This window comes from Gordonia sp. UBA7860 (assembly GCF_002500165.1).
Classification (GTDB): domain Bacteria; phylum Actinomycetota; class Actinomycetes; order Mycobacteriales; family Mycobacteriaceae; genus Gordonia; species Gordonia sputi.
This window is the reverse complement of sequence record NZ_DLSO01000173.1, coordinates 25,689-42,061: the sequence shown is the minus strand read 5'-3', so window position 1 is coordinate 42,061 and position 16,373 is coordinate 25,689. Positions and strand designations below refer to the sequence as shown.

9 protein-coding genes and 1 pseudogene are annotated in these 16,373 nt (G+C 65.9%); 1 reads left to right on the top strand and 9 read right to left on the bottom strand.

Annotated elements, in window-relative coordinates; translation table 11 throughout:
- The 9 genes and pseudogenes from B3T59_RS21130 to B3T59_RS21090 form a co-directional block, all read right to left on the bottom strand.
- Positions 1-568, bottom strand: a pseudogene (locus B3T59_RS21130) (hypothetical protein); the annotation flags it as partial.
- Between the two features lie 169 nt (positions 569-737).
- Positions 738-2,159: a hypothetical protein gene (locus tag B3T59_RS21125; RefSeq protein WP_005207293.1), complete on the bottom strand. Its 1,422-nt coding sequence runs from the start codon at positions 2,157-2,159 to the stop codon at positions 738-740.
- 100 nt (positions 2,160-2,259) lie between these two features.
- Positions 2,260-4,299 (bottom strand): acetoacetate--CoA ligase, encoded by a 2,040-nt coding sequence (locus B3T59_RS21120; protein ID WP_287005054.1) that lies wholly within the window; start codon positions 4,297-4,299, stop codon positions 2,260-2,262.
- Positions 4,299-5,942: an AMP-binding protein gene (locus B3T59_RS21115; RefSeq protein WP_287005053.1), complete on the bottom strand. Its 1,644-nt coding sequence runs from the start codon at positions 5,940-5,942 to the stop codon at positions 4,299-4,301. Before B3T59_RS21115 ends, B3T59_RS21120 begins: the two co-directional genes overlap by 1 nt.
- Before the next feature lie 47 nt (positions 5,943-5,989).
- A complete protein-coding gene (locus B3T59_RS21110; protein ID WP_376782588.1) occupies positions 5,990-6,910 on the bottom strand; it encodes an HpcH/HpaI aldolase/citrate lyase family protein in 921 nt (306 codons plus the stop codon).
- Between the two features lie 50 nt (positions 6,911-6,960).
- Positions 6,961-7,470, bottom strand: a complete 510-nt coding sequence (locus tag B3T59_RS21105) for a MaoC family dehydratase (protein ID WP_287005052.1) — start codon at positions 7,468-7,470, stop codon at positions 6,961-6,963.
- A complete protein-coding gene (locus B3T59_RS21100) occupies positions 7,467-8,612 on the bottom strand; it encodes an acyl-CoA dehydrogenase family protein (protein ID WP_287005051.1) in 1,146 nt (381 codons plus the stop codon). Before B3T59_RS21100 ends, B3T59_RS21105 begins: the two co-directional genes overlap by 4 nt.
- Complete coding sequence (locus B3T59_RS21095) at positions 8,612-10,675, bottom strand: acetyl/propionyl/methylcrotonyl-CoA carboxylase subunit alpha (protein ID WP_287005050.1); 2,064 nt, start codon at positions 10,673-10,675, stop codon at positions 8,612-8,614. The genes B3T59_RS21100 and B3T59_RS21095 overlap by 1 nt, the downstream gene beginning before the upstream one ends.
- Before the next feature lie 34 nt (positions 10,676-10,709).
- Positions 10,710-12,257, bottom strand: a complete 1,548-nt coding sequence (locus B3T59_RS21090) for a carboxyl transferase domain-containing protein (protein ID WP_267626433.1) — start codon at positions 12,255-12,257, stop codon at positions 10,710-10,712.
- Between the two features lie 419 nt (positions 12,258-12,676).
- Between B3T59_RS21090 and B3T59_RS21085 the strand changes: the two genes are divergently transcribed.
- Positions 12,677-16,357: an indolepyruvate ferredoxin oxidoreductase family protein gene (locus B3T59_RS21085; RefSeq protein WP_287005055.1), complete on the top strand. Its 3,681-nt coding sequence runs from the start codon at positions 12,677-12,679 to the stop codon at positions 16,355-16,357.
- The last annotated feature ends 16 nt before the right edge of the window (positions 16,358-16,373 follow it).

Here is a 16,373-nt window from a genome sequence, read left to right as displayed (position 1 = left end):
CCGCCAGGTCGCGACGACGTCGCCAGGCAACACCTGCGGCTGTCGCCAGCCCGTGCAGAGCGATCGTGCAACCGAAGGCCGACAACGCATTCGGGGCGGCAACAGGTGTATCCGACGATCCGTCCATGAGCACGGCCAACGCCATCGCGGTGATCACCAGCGGTCCACCGATCGCGGCCGCCACGATCGCCGCGAGCTCAGACGCCGACCGCCCGACGCGGCTCGCCGACGATGCGAATCCGGCAGTCCCCGCCGCGACGAGCAGCGTCGGCAGCATCGGAAGCACGCTGAGCGTGACGCCGTTCATCGTCATCGGCACCTGGTGGATGGCCAACCAGCACGCCGAGATCACGTTCGCGATGCCCGAGATATCTCCGCCGGACATGAGGAGTACGGCGAGTACACAGACCACGAGGACCATCAGCGTGAGGACCGGCACCCCGAATGCGACGAGGATCAACTCCCGCGCGCTGCCCTCGGTGCCGAGGCGCTGCGCGCGGGTCGTCCGCCGCACCTGACGCAGACGCGCGGAAAGACTCTCTCTGGGCACAGACCTGATCGACGACATCGTTACGAGCGTGACACGAGTGACTGCAGTTGAGTTGGAGACGCGCCGAGAGATAACACTCACGGCATACGTGTAGGGCCCCGCAACGTGGCGGGGCCCTACATGTAGTTAGTTGTTCGCGTTGGTTCTCAGCTGCCCGGCGATTCACTGCCGGGATGCCGGCCGGGCATCAGGTCGACGACGAACTGCCCTTACCCGACTGATCTTCGGGCCGGTGGAACGCCGTGGTGCGGTCCCCGTATCCACTCTCGGCCGACGGTGACGACGCCTGCGGCGCCGCGCCCCTCGACGCTGCCCCCGTGGAGCCGGCTCCTGTGGAGCCGGCTCCCGTCGATTCCGACGCGGCCGGACCGCTCGGGTACCCACTCGAGTGCGAGGCGGGACTCGACGACGGCTGAGCCTGCGAGTACGACGAGGCCGAATAGGGCGAGTAAGACGATGACTGCGGTGATTCCTGAGCCGACGCGGCGCCCGCACCGTACGCAGCCGAGTCTCCCGCCTGATGAGACGGCGACTGGCCGTAGGTGTAGGCCGACTGTCCGTAACCCGCGGCGGAGGGGCTCGGTGTAGCGGAACCAGCGGCAGCGGGCGTGGAGGCGACAGGTGCCTGCGCCTTGCCCGATGCCCGTGCGTCGCCATAGCCGGTCGCCGTCGCCTGCCCGTATGCCTGTGTGGCGGGAGTCGTCTCGGCCACGACGGTCGTCTGTTCGACGGCGCTCACGGTCGAACCCGCGGGAACCGACCCGGTGGTTGTGTCAGCGCCCGGCGCCGGTGCGAGTTTGACCGCTCCGAGCACGATGAGCAGCCAGAAGATGGCGAGGCCCGCGATCAACAACGAGATAACCATCTGCACGTAGTCTTCCCACGACGATGAGGGAGCCGTCACGCCGTAGTTCGCGTAGTTCGATACGTCTGTCAACGAGGTGTGGATGAGCGAGTAGATCCGCGTGATCGCGTCGGCGCCGGTCAATGCGGCCAAGACCGGAACGAGCGCGTTGACGGCGACCTTGCTCGGGAACAACGCGGCGAGCAGCGACAGCGCGATCACGATGACCCCGAGCGACAGTCCCGACCCGTAGCTCCAGAAACCGACGAACAGGTTCAGCACAGCGAGCACGCTCAGCGCGATGGCGAGGAACAGCGAGGTGTTCGCCGGAAGTCCCTGGCTCACAGGCTTCGGCGTGGCACCGTAGCCGTACTGCCCCTGCCCGTACTGGTTGTAATCGGCCTGACCGTATCCCGGCTGCGAGTACCCGGACTGGGGATATCCCGATTGTCCGTACTCCTGCTGGCCGTAGCCCTGCTGCCCATAGCTCTGTTGGCCGTAACCCTGGGTCTGTCCGTATCCCCCGGCAGCCTGCTGGCCGTAGCCGCCAGTCTGTCCGTAGCCGTACTGACCGGCAGCCTGCTGTCCGTAGCCCTGCGGGGACGATCCCTGTTGGGACGGCCCTTGCTGGGATGATCCCTGCTGCTCAGAGCCGCGCTGCCCGCTCCCGGCCTGCGGATATCCGGCTTGTTGTCCGGCCTGTTGTCCATAACCCTGGCCCGAGTCGGAGGCGCCGAAACCGGAGCCCCCCGGCTGATAGCTCATACGTCATATCTCCTGGTCGAAGCGTGCGGGCCGCGCCCGCACAGACACGTGGCACGGCAGTTCCCCGACCACGCTAGTACATCGGTGTGAGACGGATCCCTCACCACTGATGTTCGCGACCACGTGCTGCGTACCAGTCGATGAGGCCCGGATCGTCGATCGACCGGGGGTCGACGTCGACGCCGGTGCGGCCCGCGAGGATCGCGGTCACCGGCACCTCGAGCTTCTTACCCGTGCGGGTGTGCGGGATGCCTGGCGCCTCGATCACCTCGTCGGGCACATGCCGTGGCGACAATCGTGTGCGGATCGACGAGGCGATCATCGAGCGCAGATCGTCGTCGAGCGTGGCGCCGCGCATCAGGGTCACAAACAGGGGCATCCAGTACTTGCCGTCGGGTCCGTCGACGCCGAGTACGAACGCCTCCGCGACCTCCGGGAGGCTTTCGACGACCTCGTAGATGTCGGCCGATCCCATGCGCACACCCTGCTTGTTGAGCGTCGCATCGCTGCGGCCGTGGATGATGAGCGAACCCCGATCGGTGACCGTGACCCAATCGCCGTGTCGCCATACCGGTTCCGAATCGGAGTCGGTGCCCGACCACTCGTGCGCAAAGTACGCCGCACGATAACGAGCACCGTCCGGGTCGTTCCAGAAGCCCACCGGCATCGAGGGCATCGGTGCGGTGACGACCATCTCGCCGACCTCACCGATCAGCGGCGTGGTGTCGGGAGCCCAGCTGGCAAGCGCCACACCGAGGTAACGCACCGACAGCTCACCGGGCACCACCGGCTGCCCCGACGATCCGCCTGCGAACGCGGTCACCACGTCGGTGCCGCCGCTGATCGACGACACCGGAATCCCGGGACGTACGTTTTCGTCGATCCAGTCGAACAGATCCGCCGACAACGCCGAACCGGTGCTCCCGATTCCGCGAAGCGCCGCCAGATCGTGGTCGCGGCCGGGTTGCAGGCCTGCCTTACGGCTCGCCTGCAACTGTCCGGGACTGGTGCCGAAGTAGGTGACGCCTTCGTCGGCGACGAGCGCCCAGAGCCGATCGGCGTCGGGGTAGAGCGGTGATCCGCTGTAACAGACGATCTCAGCGCCCACCAGCAATCCCGCTGCCTGGAAGTTCCACATCATCCAACTCAGTGCGGTGTGCCAGAAGAAGACGTCATCACGCGACAAATCGGCATGCAGGCCGGCGGCTTTCAGATGTTCGACGACGACGCCGCCGTGCCCGTGCACAATCCCCTTGGGGCGCCCCGTTGTTCCCGAGCTGAAGAGCACCCACAGCGGATGATCGAACCCGACCCGCACCGGGATGTCGGCGTCGGGAACGTCGGACTGCGCCTGAGGACTCGAGGCAATCACAGGGCTCGACGCGATCGCGCTCTCATAGCCGAGAACCGCGATGCCGCGCGCGGGCTGTCGCGACGGATCTCCGACGACGATGTGGGAGCCCAGCCCTTCGAGAAGGCCTGCCAGTTTCGCACTGTCGGCCGTCTTGTCGATGTCTTTGCCGTTGTATCGGTAGCCGTCGGCGGTCACCAGCACCTTGGGCTCGAGTTGGGCGAGTCGGCCCGCTGCGCCCGACGGCGCGTAGTCCTGTCCGCAACCCGACCAGATCGCGCCGACCGCAGCGGTGCCGAGGAACGCCACCAACGCCTCGGGAATGTCGGGCAGGTAGGCGGCGACCACATCGCCGACACCGACCCCGAGCCCGCGCAGCGTGCGCGCGAACGCCAAAGACTGCTCGCGCAACTGTGCCCACGTCAGCGTCACACGCGTGCCGCTCTCGTCGACTCCGACGATCGCGGTCCGCGCAGCGGCGTCGGGGTCGTCGGCGTGCCGGAAGACCTGATCGACGTAGTTCAGGGTGACGTCGGGAAACCACTGCGCGCCTGGCATTTCCGTCGACGCGAGGACGGCGTCGTCGCCTTCGGCGAGCGGACCGGCAACGGCGTCGAGGTCGAAGAAGTCCCACACCGCGCGCCAGAACTGCGCAGGACTGTCCACCGACCACGCCCACAGCGCCTCATACGACGACGTGTCGACGCTGTAGCGCTCGGCGACCTCTCGCGCGAAATCGTCGATGCGCGTAGTTGTTTGGCCTCGGCCCGAAGATCCGGGGTCGGTCATCACGCCAACCCGAGAAGGTCGACGGACTCCGCGCGCATCGCCACCTTGCGTACCTTGCCGGTCACAGTCATCGGGAACTCCTTGACTACGTGGACGTATCTCGGGATCTTGTGGCGTGCGATCTTTCCGGTCGCGAACTCGCGCACGTCGTCGGCGGTGAGGTCGGCGACGCCGTCGCGCAACTGAATCCACGCCATGAGTTCTTCCCCGTAACGCTCGTCGGGCACTCCGATCACCTGCGCGTCGAGGATGTCGGGGTGAGTGTAGAGGAACTCTTCGATCTCACGCGGGTAGATGTTCTCTCCCCCACGGATCACCATGTCCTTGATGCGCCCCGTGATTCGCGCGTACGAGTTCGGGTCCATGACGGCCAGGTCGCCGGTGTGCATCCAACCGTCGGCGTCGAGTGCCTCCGCGGTCTTCTCGGGTTCGTTCCAGTACCCGCTCATCACGCTGTAACCGCGGGTGCAGAATTCGCCGGTTTCGCCGCGCGGCAGTGTCTCTCCCGTGATGGGGTCGATCACCTTGATCTCCAGATGCGGCCCCACCCGCCCGACGGTGCCGACCCGCAGTTCCAGCGGATCGTCGACTCTTGTCTGACACGACACCGGCGACGTCTCTGTCATCCCGTAGCAGATCGAGACCTCGCCCATGTGCATGCGATCGACCACCTGCCGCATCACGTGTTCGGGGCACGGCGAACCCGCCATGATCCCTGTCCGCAGACTCGACAGATCGTACTGGCCCGGCTCGACGTGATCGAGGAGCGCCAGCTCGGCGATGAACATCGTCGGCACACCGTAGAGGCTCGTGCAGCGATAGTCGACGACGGCCCGCAATGCGGCTTCCGGATCGAAGGTCGGCGACGGAATGACCATGGCCGCACCATGACTCGTCGCGGCAAGGTTGCCCATCACCATGCCGAAGCAGTGGTAGAAGGGCACCGGGATGCAGATACGGTCGGCGTCGGTGTAGGCGAGCAGTTCGCCGACGAGGTAACCGTTATTGCTGATGTTGGCGTGCGTGAGTGTCGCACCCTTCGGGAAACCCGTTGTACCCGAGGTGTATTGGATGTTGATCGGATCGTCCGACCGCAGCGTCGCCGCGCGTTGCGCCACTGCGGACAACTCATCGTCCGACGGCCGGGGGAGCAGTTCGTCCCACTCGGGCGTCTCGAAGAGGATCACCTCACGCAGTTCCGGCGCCGACGGCCGGGCGGCGTCGAGCATGCCCCGGTAGTCGGAGTCCTTGTACCGCTCGGCGGCGAGCACGACGCTGGCGCCCGACTGGGTGAGCGCGTAGTCGAGTTCGTTCTGCCGGTAGGCGGGGTTGAGATTGACCAGGATGGCACCGATCTCGGCGGTCGCGTACTGCACCATCACCCATTCGGGTCGGTTCGGCGCCCACAGGCCCACCCGATCGCCCGCCTGAACGCCGTGCCGGAGCAGTCCCGCGGCAAGCGCGAGTACCTCGGCACGGAACTCTCGATACGTCCAGGTTCGCCCGCTGGGAGCGTCGACGAGGGCGAGGTTGTCCCCGTACTCCTCGGTGGTGCGCGCGAGCGTCCGCCCGATCGTCTCCGTCAGCAGCGGCGGGCTGTCTTCACCACGGGCATAGGCCAATTCGACCTTCTGCTCGGCCATTCGGATCACTCTCTTCTCGTCGACTCATATCCTGATCATGCGGTTGTCTAGGTGTCGAGGTTCTCGGCTGCGGCGGCACGCGCCAGCACAGCCTCGGCCTGACGAAGCACGGGGCCGTCGATCATCTGGCCGTCGAGGCTGAAGACGCCACCGTGATACTCCTCCGACTTCTCGAGAACCTGCTTGGCCCAATCGATCTCGTCGGCATCCGGGCTGTATCCGGCACGGATGATCTCCACCTGCGAGGGGTGAATGCAAGCTGTCGCGGCATACCCGAGTGCGACGGCGTCGCGAACCTCTGCTGCGAGGCCATCGGTGTCGGGGATGTCGATGTGTACAGAGTCGACGGCGAAGATCCCCGCAGCCGCCGAGGAGATCCGCACCATCGCACGTGCGTAGCGGGCAACGTCGCGATAGGTGCCCGCCCCCGGCTCACCCTGACCGAATCTGCTCGACTTGCCGCCGAGACCGGCCACGAGATCCTCTGCACCCCACATCAATCCGATGCAGTTGACGGCCTGAGCGATCTCGTTGACGTTCACCACGCCGAGCGGTGTCTCGATGAGTGCGATGGTCTGGAATGCCGTCTCGATGACAGACCCTGCGGTCTCGGCCTTCGCCTGCATGACCACCCGATAGTTGGTGTCACTCAAAGCCGCTAGGTCGCGCCGATAGTCACCGGTACCCGCCGGGTTGATACGCACGACGGTTCGGTCCGGGTCGATCGGGTTGGCGACCAACGCTTCCCGTGCTGCCACGCGATTCTCCGGCGCGACCGCGTCCTCGAGGTCGAGGATGACGACGTCGGCTCGCTCGAGTGCCTTCTGGTAGCGATCGGGACGGTCGGCCGGACAGAACAGCATCGCCGGACCCGAGGGCAGCCAGGCGTTGACCAACATCTGTGGTTCATTGCCGATCTGGCTGGAGATACCAAACTGATTGGGCGGCACGATCGGGCCGGTGGTCACGATTCTCACTCCTGTTCGTTCAGACGTCGGCGGAGTTGTCTCCGGCGGCGTCAGTCGTCGGGTCGCTTCCGTACCAGTGTGGCCCTCGCGGCTCGGGCGACAATCACCCCGTCCTGATTGCGACCGACGTGAAGCAGGTTGACCACCCCTTCGCCGGGACGCGACCGGGACTCGCGGATGCCCGTGCACTCCGTCTCCGCGTACAGCGTGTCGCCCGCGAACAACGGTGCGGGAAAGGAGACCTCGCTGAAACCGAGGTTCGCTACGAGCGTCCCCTGAGTCAGCTGCGACACCGACAATCCGACGATCGTCGACAGCGTGAACATCGAATTGATGAGTCGCTGACCGCCGAAGCCGGGCTGCTGAGCCGACCACGCGGCGTCGAGATGCAGTGCCTGCGTGTTCATGGTCAACGTGGTGAACAGCACGTTGTCGGCCTCGGTCACGGTCCGACCCGGCCGGTGCTCGTACACCGTGCCCTCGTCGAACTCCTCGAACCACAATCCGCGTTGTATCACCCTGCGAGCCGTCGATGTGGGTGATTGCGTGCCATCACTCATGAGAACCCCAGTTCGCGTGCGATCAGCATGAGTTGCACCTCGGTGGTGCCCTCCCCGATCTCGAGGATCTTCGAGTCCCGGTAATGGCGGGCCACCGGATACTCGTTCATGAACCCGTAGCCGCCGTGGATCTGCGTGGCCATCCGCGCGTTGTCCATCGCGGCTTCACTGGCGATCATCTTGGCGATCGACGCTTCCTTCTTGAACGGCTTGCCCGCCAACATCTTCGCTGCGGCGTCGTAGTACGCAGTGCGGGCGACGTGTGCTCGCGCTTCCATTCGGGCGATGGCGAACGACACCGATTGGTAGTTGCCGATCGGCTGCCCGAAGGACTGCCGCTCCCTGGCGTACTTCACGCTCTCGTCAACACATCCCTGCGCCACACCCGTCGCGAGTGCCGCGATGGCGATGCGTCCCTCGTCGAGTATGGACAGGAAGTTCGCATATCCGCGGCCACGCTCCCCCAGCAGATTCTCGGTCGGTACCCGCGCGTCGGTGAAGGTCAGCGGGTGGGTGTCCGACGCGTTCCAGCCGACCTTGTTGTACGCGGGTTCAGCGGTGAACCCGACCGTGTCCGACGGCACGATGATGGTCGAGATCTCCTTGCGCCCATTGTCTTTGACGCCGGTCACCGCGGTCACCGTCACCAGCGACGTGATGTCGGTACCGGAGTTGGTGATGAACTGCTTGGCGCCGTTGATGATCCACGTGTCACCGTCGTCACGCGCCGTTGTGGCGGTGGCTCCGGCATCGGAGCCGGCTCCCGGCTCGGTGAGGCCGAATCCGGCCAGCGCGACACCGGAGGTCAGGTCGGGCAGGTAACGCTGCTTCTGCTCCTCGGTACCGAACTTGTAGATCGGCATGGCCCCGAGCGACACACCGGCCTCGAGCGTGATCGCCACCGACTGGTCGACCTTGCCGAGTTCCTCGAGGGCGAGTGACAGCGCGAAGTAGTCGCCGCCCATGCCGCCATACTCTTCGGAGAACGGGAGTCCGAAGAGTCCCATCTTCCCCATCTGCGAGACGATCTCGTACGGAAAGCTGTGTTCGGCATCGTGTTTCGCCGCGACCGGCGCAACCACCGACTGCGCGAAGTCGCGCACGGTGTCGATCAGGTCGGTGTAGTCCTGTGTCAGTTCCATCAGTTGGCCTGCTCCATCGAGTTCTCATCCGTTACGTGTGCAAGTGTTTGGCCCGCCGCGACCTTGTCGCCGACCTTCGCCGCGAGCGCGACCACGCCCGTGATCGGGGCAGTCAGCGTGTGCTCCATCTTCATTGCCTCGACGACGAGCACGGGTACCCCCGCCTCGACATCGTCACCGTCGACGACCGACACGGCAACGATGGTCCCCGGCATGGGCGAGGTGATCTCTCCGGCCTTCTCATCTGCGGCCTCGTCGAGAATCGGTCGGGCGAGTTCGAGAGTCCACGACCCCGTTGGTCCCGACACCCACCACGAACCGTCGATCTCCGCGTGCGACCACGATTGACTGACACCGTCGACGATCAAGCGGTCGACGTGATCACCGTTGCCGCCCTGGTCGATTCGACGGTACTCGACGTCGGCTTCCCAGGATTCGACGTCGTCGCCGGATACCGACGCGCGTCCGCGCAGAGTGTCATCGGTGGCGGCGTCGACACGGAACGAGACCGTCCAGTGTCTGTTGTCGCCATCGACGATGCGGGTCACCACCGGTGCGGGTGCACCGATGCGCCAGCCGACTTCGGTATTCCAGACGTCGCCGGGTTGCCGAAACCCGGTGCGGGCAGCACCCAGGAGCACCAGCGCTTCCGGAACCGGTTGCGGCGCAGCGTAGTCGACGACGAGCCTGTCGAGCAGTTCGGTGTCGAGTTCGGCGTCGCGGACACGGTCCTGCGCCAACACGAAGCGACAGAAGTCGATGTTGGTCACAACACCGAGCACTCTGGTGTGCGCGAGAGCCTGGTCGAGACGCTCGATCGCCTCGTCGCGGTCACTGCCGTAGGCGATGACCTTGGCCAGCATCGGGTCATAATCGCTCCCGACGACCATTCCCTCGAACATCGCGGAATCGACACGGACGCCGCTGTATTCGGACATCGCACCCGGCACGGCCGGCTCTTCGAGCGCAACGATCGTGCCGCCGGTCGGCAGGAATCCCCGCGCCGGATCCTCCGCATACACTCGCGCCTCGATCGCGTGCCCCGACAAGACGATGTCGGACTGGGTGAGCGCGAGCTTCTCACCGCGAGCCACGCGGATCTGCTGCTCGACGAGGTCGACTCCGGTGACGAGCTCGGTGACGGGATGCTCGACCTGCAGCCGTGTGTTCATCTCCATGAAGAAGAACTGGTCGGGTCGCTTGGCGGAGACGATGAATTCGACGGTGCCCGCTCCGGTGTAGCCGACGCTGCGCGCGGCGTCGCAGGCGGCCTCACCGATGCGTGCGCGCGTCGCCTCGTCGAGAAGCGCCGAGGGTGCCTCCTCGATGACTTTCTGGTGTCGACGCTGCAGTGAGCATTCGCGCTCGCCGAGATGAATCACGTTGCCGTACTGGTCGGCAAGGACCTGCACTTCGATGTGGCGCGGAGTGTCGACGAAGTGTTCGAGGAACAACGAGTCGTCGCCGAATGCCGAGCCGGCCTCTCGTCGCGCCCGCTGCAGCGCCGCCGGGAGTTCGTCGGCGTTCTCGACGCGATGCATGCCCTTGCCACCGCCGCCGGCGCTGGGCTTGATCAGGACCGGGAATCCGATCTCGGGCGCAGCCTCGATCAGATCCTCGTCGCTCAGCCCCGGCCGTGACAGACCGGGCACGACCGGGACGTCGCGTTCGACGACGGCGGCGCGCGCGGTGATCTTGTCGCCCATCGTGGCGATCGCATCTGCCGGAGGTCCGATGAACGCAATCCCCGCGGCATCGAGCGCGGCCGCGAACTTCTGGTTCTCCGAGAGGAATCCATATCCGGGGTGCACCGCATCGGCGCCTGTCTGCTGCGCCGCGCGCACCACCGCGTCGATGTCGAGGTAGCTGCGTGCGGCTGACGCGGGCCCCAGTCGTACCGCCACGTCGGCCATCCGCACATGCAGAGCGTCGGCGTCGGCGTCGGAGTAGACGGCGATGCTCCGAATCCCCATGCGGCGCAACGTCTCGATGACGCGGCACGCGATCTCGCCTCGGTTGGCGACGAGCACGCTGCGGATCGGGCGGGCTGTCGGTGTCGTCATGACGTTCTCATCCATCTCGTGTCGCATCGGTCGGTCACATCCGGAAGACGCCGTAGCGCTGATCGGCCAGCGGTGCGTATCGGGCGGTTTCTAGCGCCAACCCGAGCAACGTGCGGGTGTGTGCCGGGTCGACGATGCCGTCGTCCCACAGGCGCGCCGTCGAGTAGTACGCGTCGGACTGTTCGTCAAATTGCTCGCGGATCGGCGTCTTGAACGCGTCCTCGTCGTCGGCCGACCACTCCTTGCCGGATCGTTCGATCTGGTTGCGGCGCACCGTCGCGAGGGTGTCAGCGGCCTGTGGTCCGCCCATCACGGAGATACGCGCGTTGGGCCACGACCACAGGAACCGCGGCGAGTAGGCGCGGCCACACATCGAGTAGTTGCCCGCCCCGAACGAGCCGCCGATCATCACGGTGAACTTCGGAACGCGTGCGCACGCAACGGCATTGACCATCTTGGCGCCGTTCTTGGCGATACCGCCTTCCTCATAGGCACGCCCGACCATGAACCCCGTGATGTTCTGTAGGAACACCAACGGAATTCGACGCTGGTCGCACAGTTCTATGAAATGCGCTCCCTTGAGCGCTGATTCGCTGAACAGCACACCGTTGTTGGCGACGAAACCGACGGGATGACCGTGCACGTGCGCGAAAGCCGTGACCAGCGTGGTGCCGTAGTTCGCCTTGAACTCGGTGAATTCGCCTGCATCGCTGATGATCTCGATGACCTGTCGGACGTCGTACGGAGTACGCGCATCGGTGGGCACGACGTCGTAGATGTCGGTCTGGCTGCGGGCGGGTTCACGCGGTGCGATCGTGTCCCACTGCGGTTGCTCGCGCGGCCCGAGGGTCGCGACGATCTCGCGCACCTTGGCCAGTGCCTGCTGGTCGTTGTCGACGAGGTGGTCGGTGACCCCGGAGACCGACGAGTGCATGGCACCGCCGCCGAGGTCCTCCGCGCTGACGTCCTCGCCGGTCGCGGCCTTCACCAACGGGGGTCCCGCCAAGAAGATGGTGCCCTGATTGCGGACGATGACGGTCTCGTCGCTCATCGCGGGCACGTAGGCGCCGCCTGCCGTCGACGATCCCAACACCGCGGCGATCTGCGGGATGCCAGCCGCGCTCATCGTCGCCTGGTTGTAGAAGATCCGTCCGAAGTGTTCCCGGTCGGGAAAGACCTCGTCCTGCGCCAGGAGCATCGCGCCACCGGAATCGACGAGGTAGATGCAGGGCAGCCGGTTGGCGGCGGCGATCTCCTGCGCGCGCAGGTGCTTCTTGACCGTCATCGGGTAGTAGGTGCCGCCCGAGACCGTGGCGTCGTTGGCGACGATCATGCACTCACGTCCGGCGACTCGTCCCACGCCGGCGATCACGCCCGCCGACGGCGCCTTGTCGTCGTACATGCCGAACGCCGCCAGGGGCCCGACCTCGAGGAACGGCGACCCGACGTCGAGCAGGCCGTGGACGCGATCGCGCGGGAGCAACTTGCCGCGGGAAATGTGCCGCTCACGAGCGCGCTCGCCGCCGCCGACCGCCACGCGCGCAAGACGCTCCCTCAGCGTCGCGACGTTGGCCTCGTGCACAGCCCGACCGCTGGTCGACCCCTTCTCGCTGGTCGAGCCCTCGCCGCCGGTCGAGCCCCCACCGCTGGTCGAGCTTGTCGAGACCACCCTCGTCACAGGCAGACCTTTCGTTTCGCAGGGATGCGTGCAGCCCGCGCTTTCAGTTAGCTGCAATTAACTGAAAGCGACTCTAGCGGATCGCGGCGCGGCTGTCATCTACTTGTCATTGTCATCCCAGACGTGACGGGCGTCACGCAATTTCGTACTGTGGGTGATGAGGTCCACCACCCCCGGACCCAGCCCACACGTCGTCGGCCACACCCCGTGCCGACGCCGACACACCACGAAGGCCAGGTGAACCCGTGACCCTCGCAGATGATCGAGCCGACCGATTCCGGCGCGACGCAACCGCGAAAAATTCAGCATCGACGCAGGCAGGAGTGCGTGCGACGACACGCCCCACCGATTTCACGCTCGACGACCGATACACCCGCGAAGAAGGTCCGATCTTCCTCGGCGGGATCACAGCGCTCGTCCGGATGATCGCCGACCGCGCCCGCGTCGACCGGAGACAGAATCTGCGCACGGCGTCGTTCATCTCCGGCTACGAAGGCTCGCCGCTCGCGGGCTTCGACCTCGAACTCATGCGACGCCAGTCGCTGCTTGCACCTTTCGACGTCGTGCACCGCCCAGGTCTCAACGAAGAACTCGCCGCGACGTCGGTGATGGGATCGCAACTCGCCCCGACACTCGGCCCGCTCGCGGCCGACGACGACGGTCAGCAGCGCAACGGCGTCGTCGGCTACTGGTACGGCAAGGCGCCCGGCCTCGACCGCGCGTCAGACGCCCTACGCCACGCCAACCTCATCGGCACGCATCCCGACGGCGGTGCCGTGGCACTCGTCGGCGACGATCCGGCCGCCAAGAGTTCGACGGTCCCGTGCACTTCGGAGATGGCGCTCGCCGACCTCTACGTCCCGACGCTCTACCCAGCCGATTCCCAGGACATCCTCGACCTCGGCGTACACGCGGCGGTGATGAGTCGAGTCAGCGGCCTGTGGACCTCGCTCAAGATCTCTGCACACGTGGCGGATGGGTCGTCGACCGCTGTGGTGCATCCCGATCGGGTGGTGCCCGTCTACGGCGATCTGGGGCGCAGCCCGCACGTACCCAGCGGCAAGCTGCTCGGCGCCAATCTCATGGAGCTCGAACAGAATCAGTTGACCACGCGCATCCCACGCGCGCTGGTATATGCACGACACAACGGAATCAATCGCATCGCGGTACGTAGTGGCGACGACAGGATCGGACTGGTCGCTGCGGGAAAGACCTACCTCGATCTTCGGAATGCGTTGCGACTCATGGGACTCGACGACGCCGATCTACAGCGGGCCGGTATCCGCATCCTCAAACTCGGCATGGTCTACCCGCTCGACCGCGAGATCCTCGAACGCTTCATCACCGACACCGCCGCCGGTCGACTCGACGAGGTGATCGTCGTCGAGGAGAAGCGCGACTTCATCGAAACCATGATGCGCGACATGCTGTATCGCCATCCGCGGGCCCCGCGCATCGTCGGAAAGGTTCATGAGGACGGTTCGACGCTGTTCTCCCGTTTCGGCGAACTCGACGTCGACGCAGTCACTCTCGGCCTCGCGACACGCCTGGCGAGACACCATCACGTCGACGCCGCGCAGGCGTGGCTCGATGAGCACAACGCGCGTCGGTCGAGTACCCGGATAGACCTCCCCCTTGCGGTGCGCACGCCGTATTTCTGTTCGGGATGTCCACACAACAGCTCGACCAAGGTGAGCCCCGGCACGCTCGTCGGCGGCGGAATCGGCTGTCACGCAATGGTGTTGCTGATGGATCCGGAACAGGTCGGCGATATCGCCGGGGTCACCCAGATGGGCGGCGAGGGCGCGCAGTGGCTCGGGATGGCGCCGTTCGTACCCGCAGACCATTTCGTGCAGAACATCGGCGACGGCACGTTCACACATTCGGGATCACTCGCACTGCGCGCTGCGGTCGCCTCGGGTGAGAACATCACCTACAAGCTGCTCTACAACGGCACCGTCGCGATGACCGGCGGACAGGACCCCGTCGGCGAGTTCAGCCTCGCCCAGTTGACTCGACTGCTTGCCGCAGAAGGAGTGTCGCGCATCGTCGTCACCTCCGACGACCCGTCGCGCACGCGGTCGGCCGACCTCGCCGACGGCGTCGTGATGCGTGATCGCGGCGACCTCGCCGACGTCCAGCGTGAACTCGCCGAGATCCCCGGGGTCACCGTCCTGATCCACGATCAACACTGCGCAGCGGAGAAGCGACGCAAGCGCAAGCGTGGCCAGATGCCCACTCCCACACAGCGCGTCGTGATCAACGAACGCATCTGCGAGGGGTGTGGCGACTGCGGTGAGAAGTCCAATTGTCTTTCAGTGCATCCGGTCTCGACCGAGTTCGGCCGCAAGACACGCATCGACCAGAGCTCGTGCAACCTCGACTTCTCGTGCCTGAAGGGCGACTGTCCGTCGTTCGTCACCGTCACACCCGGCCACACCCCGGCATCGCGGCGTGCGACCGAGATCGACGCCGCTGCCGTCCCCACTCCCCCCATTGCTCGACCCGTCACGTCCGACACCGACTTCACGATGCGCATCACGGGCATCGGCGGGACCGGCGTCGTCACCGTCTCCCAGATCCTCGCCACCGCAGCGTTTTTGGACGGCCACGCGGCCCGCACGGTCGACATGACCGGCCTCGCCCAGAAGGGCGGCGCCGTCGTCAGCGACATCAAGGTCTCGGCGCTACACTCCGTCGACGACGCCGATCCCGCTGATGCCGCTGGTCGAGCTGATCCCGCTGGTCGAGCTGATTCCACCGCCGGTCAAGCTGATTCCACCGCCGGTCAAGCGTCTTCTTCCGCTGGTCGAGCTTGTCGAGACCACCTCCCCAGCCCCGTCGAGCAGGCAGCCAAGGCCGCGGCCGACACATGCGACCTGTACCTCGCGTGCGACTCCCTCGTCGGCACGGACCCGGTGAACCTCAAGGTCACCGCGCCGGATCGGACCGTCGCGGTAGTATCGACGACCCGAATTCCCACCGGCGCAATGGTCATCGACACCTCGGTCGGCTTCCCCGCCGACACTGCCGTCCATGACTCGATCGACGCGCGTGTCGCACGGGCCGCATACCTCGACGCAGGCGCGCTCGCGACGGAAATGTTCGACGACGAGCAGTTCGCCAACATGCTGATGGTCGGCGCGGCGTATCAGACGGGGGCACTACCGATATCGGCCGAGTCGATCGAGCGCGCCGTCGAACTCAACGGCGTTGCAGTGTCGGCCAACCTGCAGGCATTCCGGCGCGGTCGTCAGGTGATCGCGGATCCGGATGCCGTGTCGCGAGAGGTCACCGGCGTCGAACCAATTTCAGTCGAGCCGAGTTCGTATGCGCGCGAGCAGGTTGCGCGACTACACCTCGACGACGACCTCGCCCACGGCGTCGGCATTCGCGTCGACGAACTGGTCGCCTACGCCGACGAGCGTTATGCCGCTGAGTATCTCGGTGTCGTCGACCGTGTGTCGCGCGAGTCGGACAGCCCCGAACTCGTCGACGCGGTGGCACGGAACCTGTACAAACTCATGGCGTACAAGGACGAGTACGAGGTGGCGCGCCTCACCGCCGATCCGACCTTCGCCGCCCAGATCAGCGGCGAGTACGGCGACGACGCGAAAGTCGCTGTGCGACTGCACCCCCCGCTGCTGCGCGCGCTTGGCCGCAAGGAGAAGATGTCGTTCGGTGCGCGGACGGCCCCGATGCTCGCCGGTCTCGCGAAGATGAAGAAGTTGCGCGGTACGCGCCTCGATCCGTTCGGCTACACCGAGATTCGACGCACCGAGCGCGAGCTCATCGTCGAATATCGGGAACTCGTCGACGCGATCCTCGGCGCCGTCGGCTCGGGGTCTGTCGATCCTGGCGCGCATGATCCGCGGCGTCTGTCGGAGCTGGCCGAGTTGGCGGCGCTGCCCGACATGATCCGCGGCTACGAGCAGATCAAGATGGACAACGTCGCGCGATATCGCGCCGAGGTCGCACGCCGCCGGGCCGAGCTGGGGATCTGACGGCCGTCCGAACCGG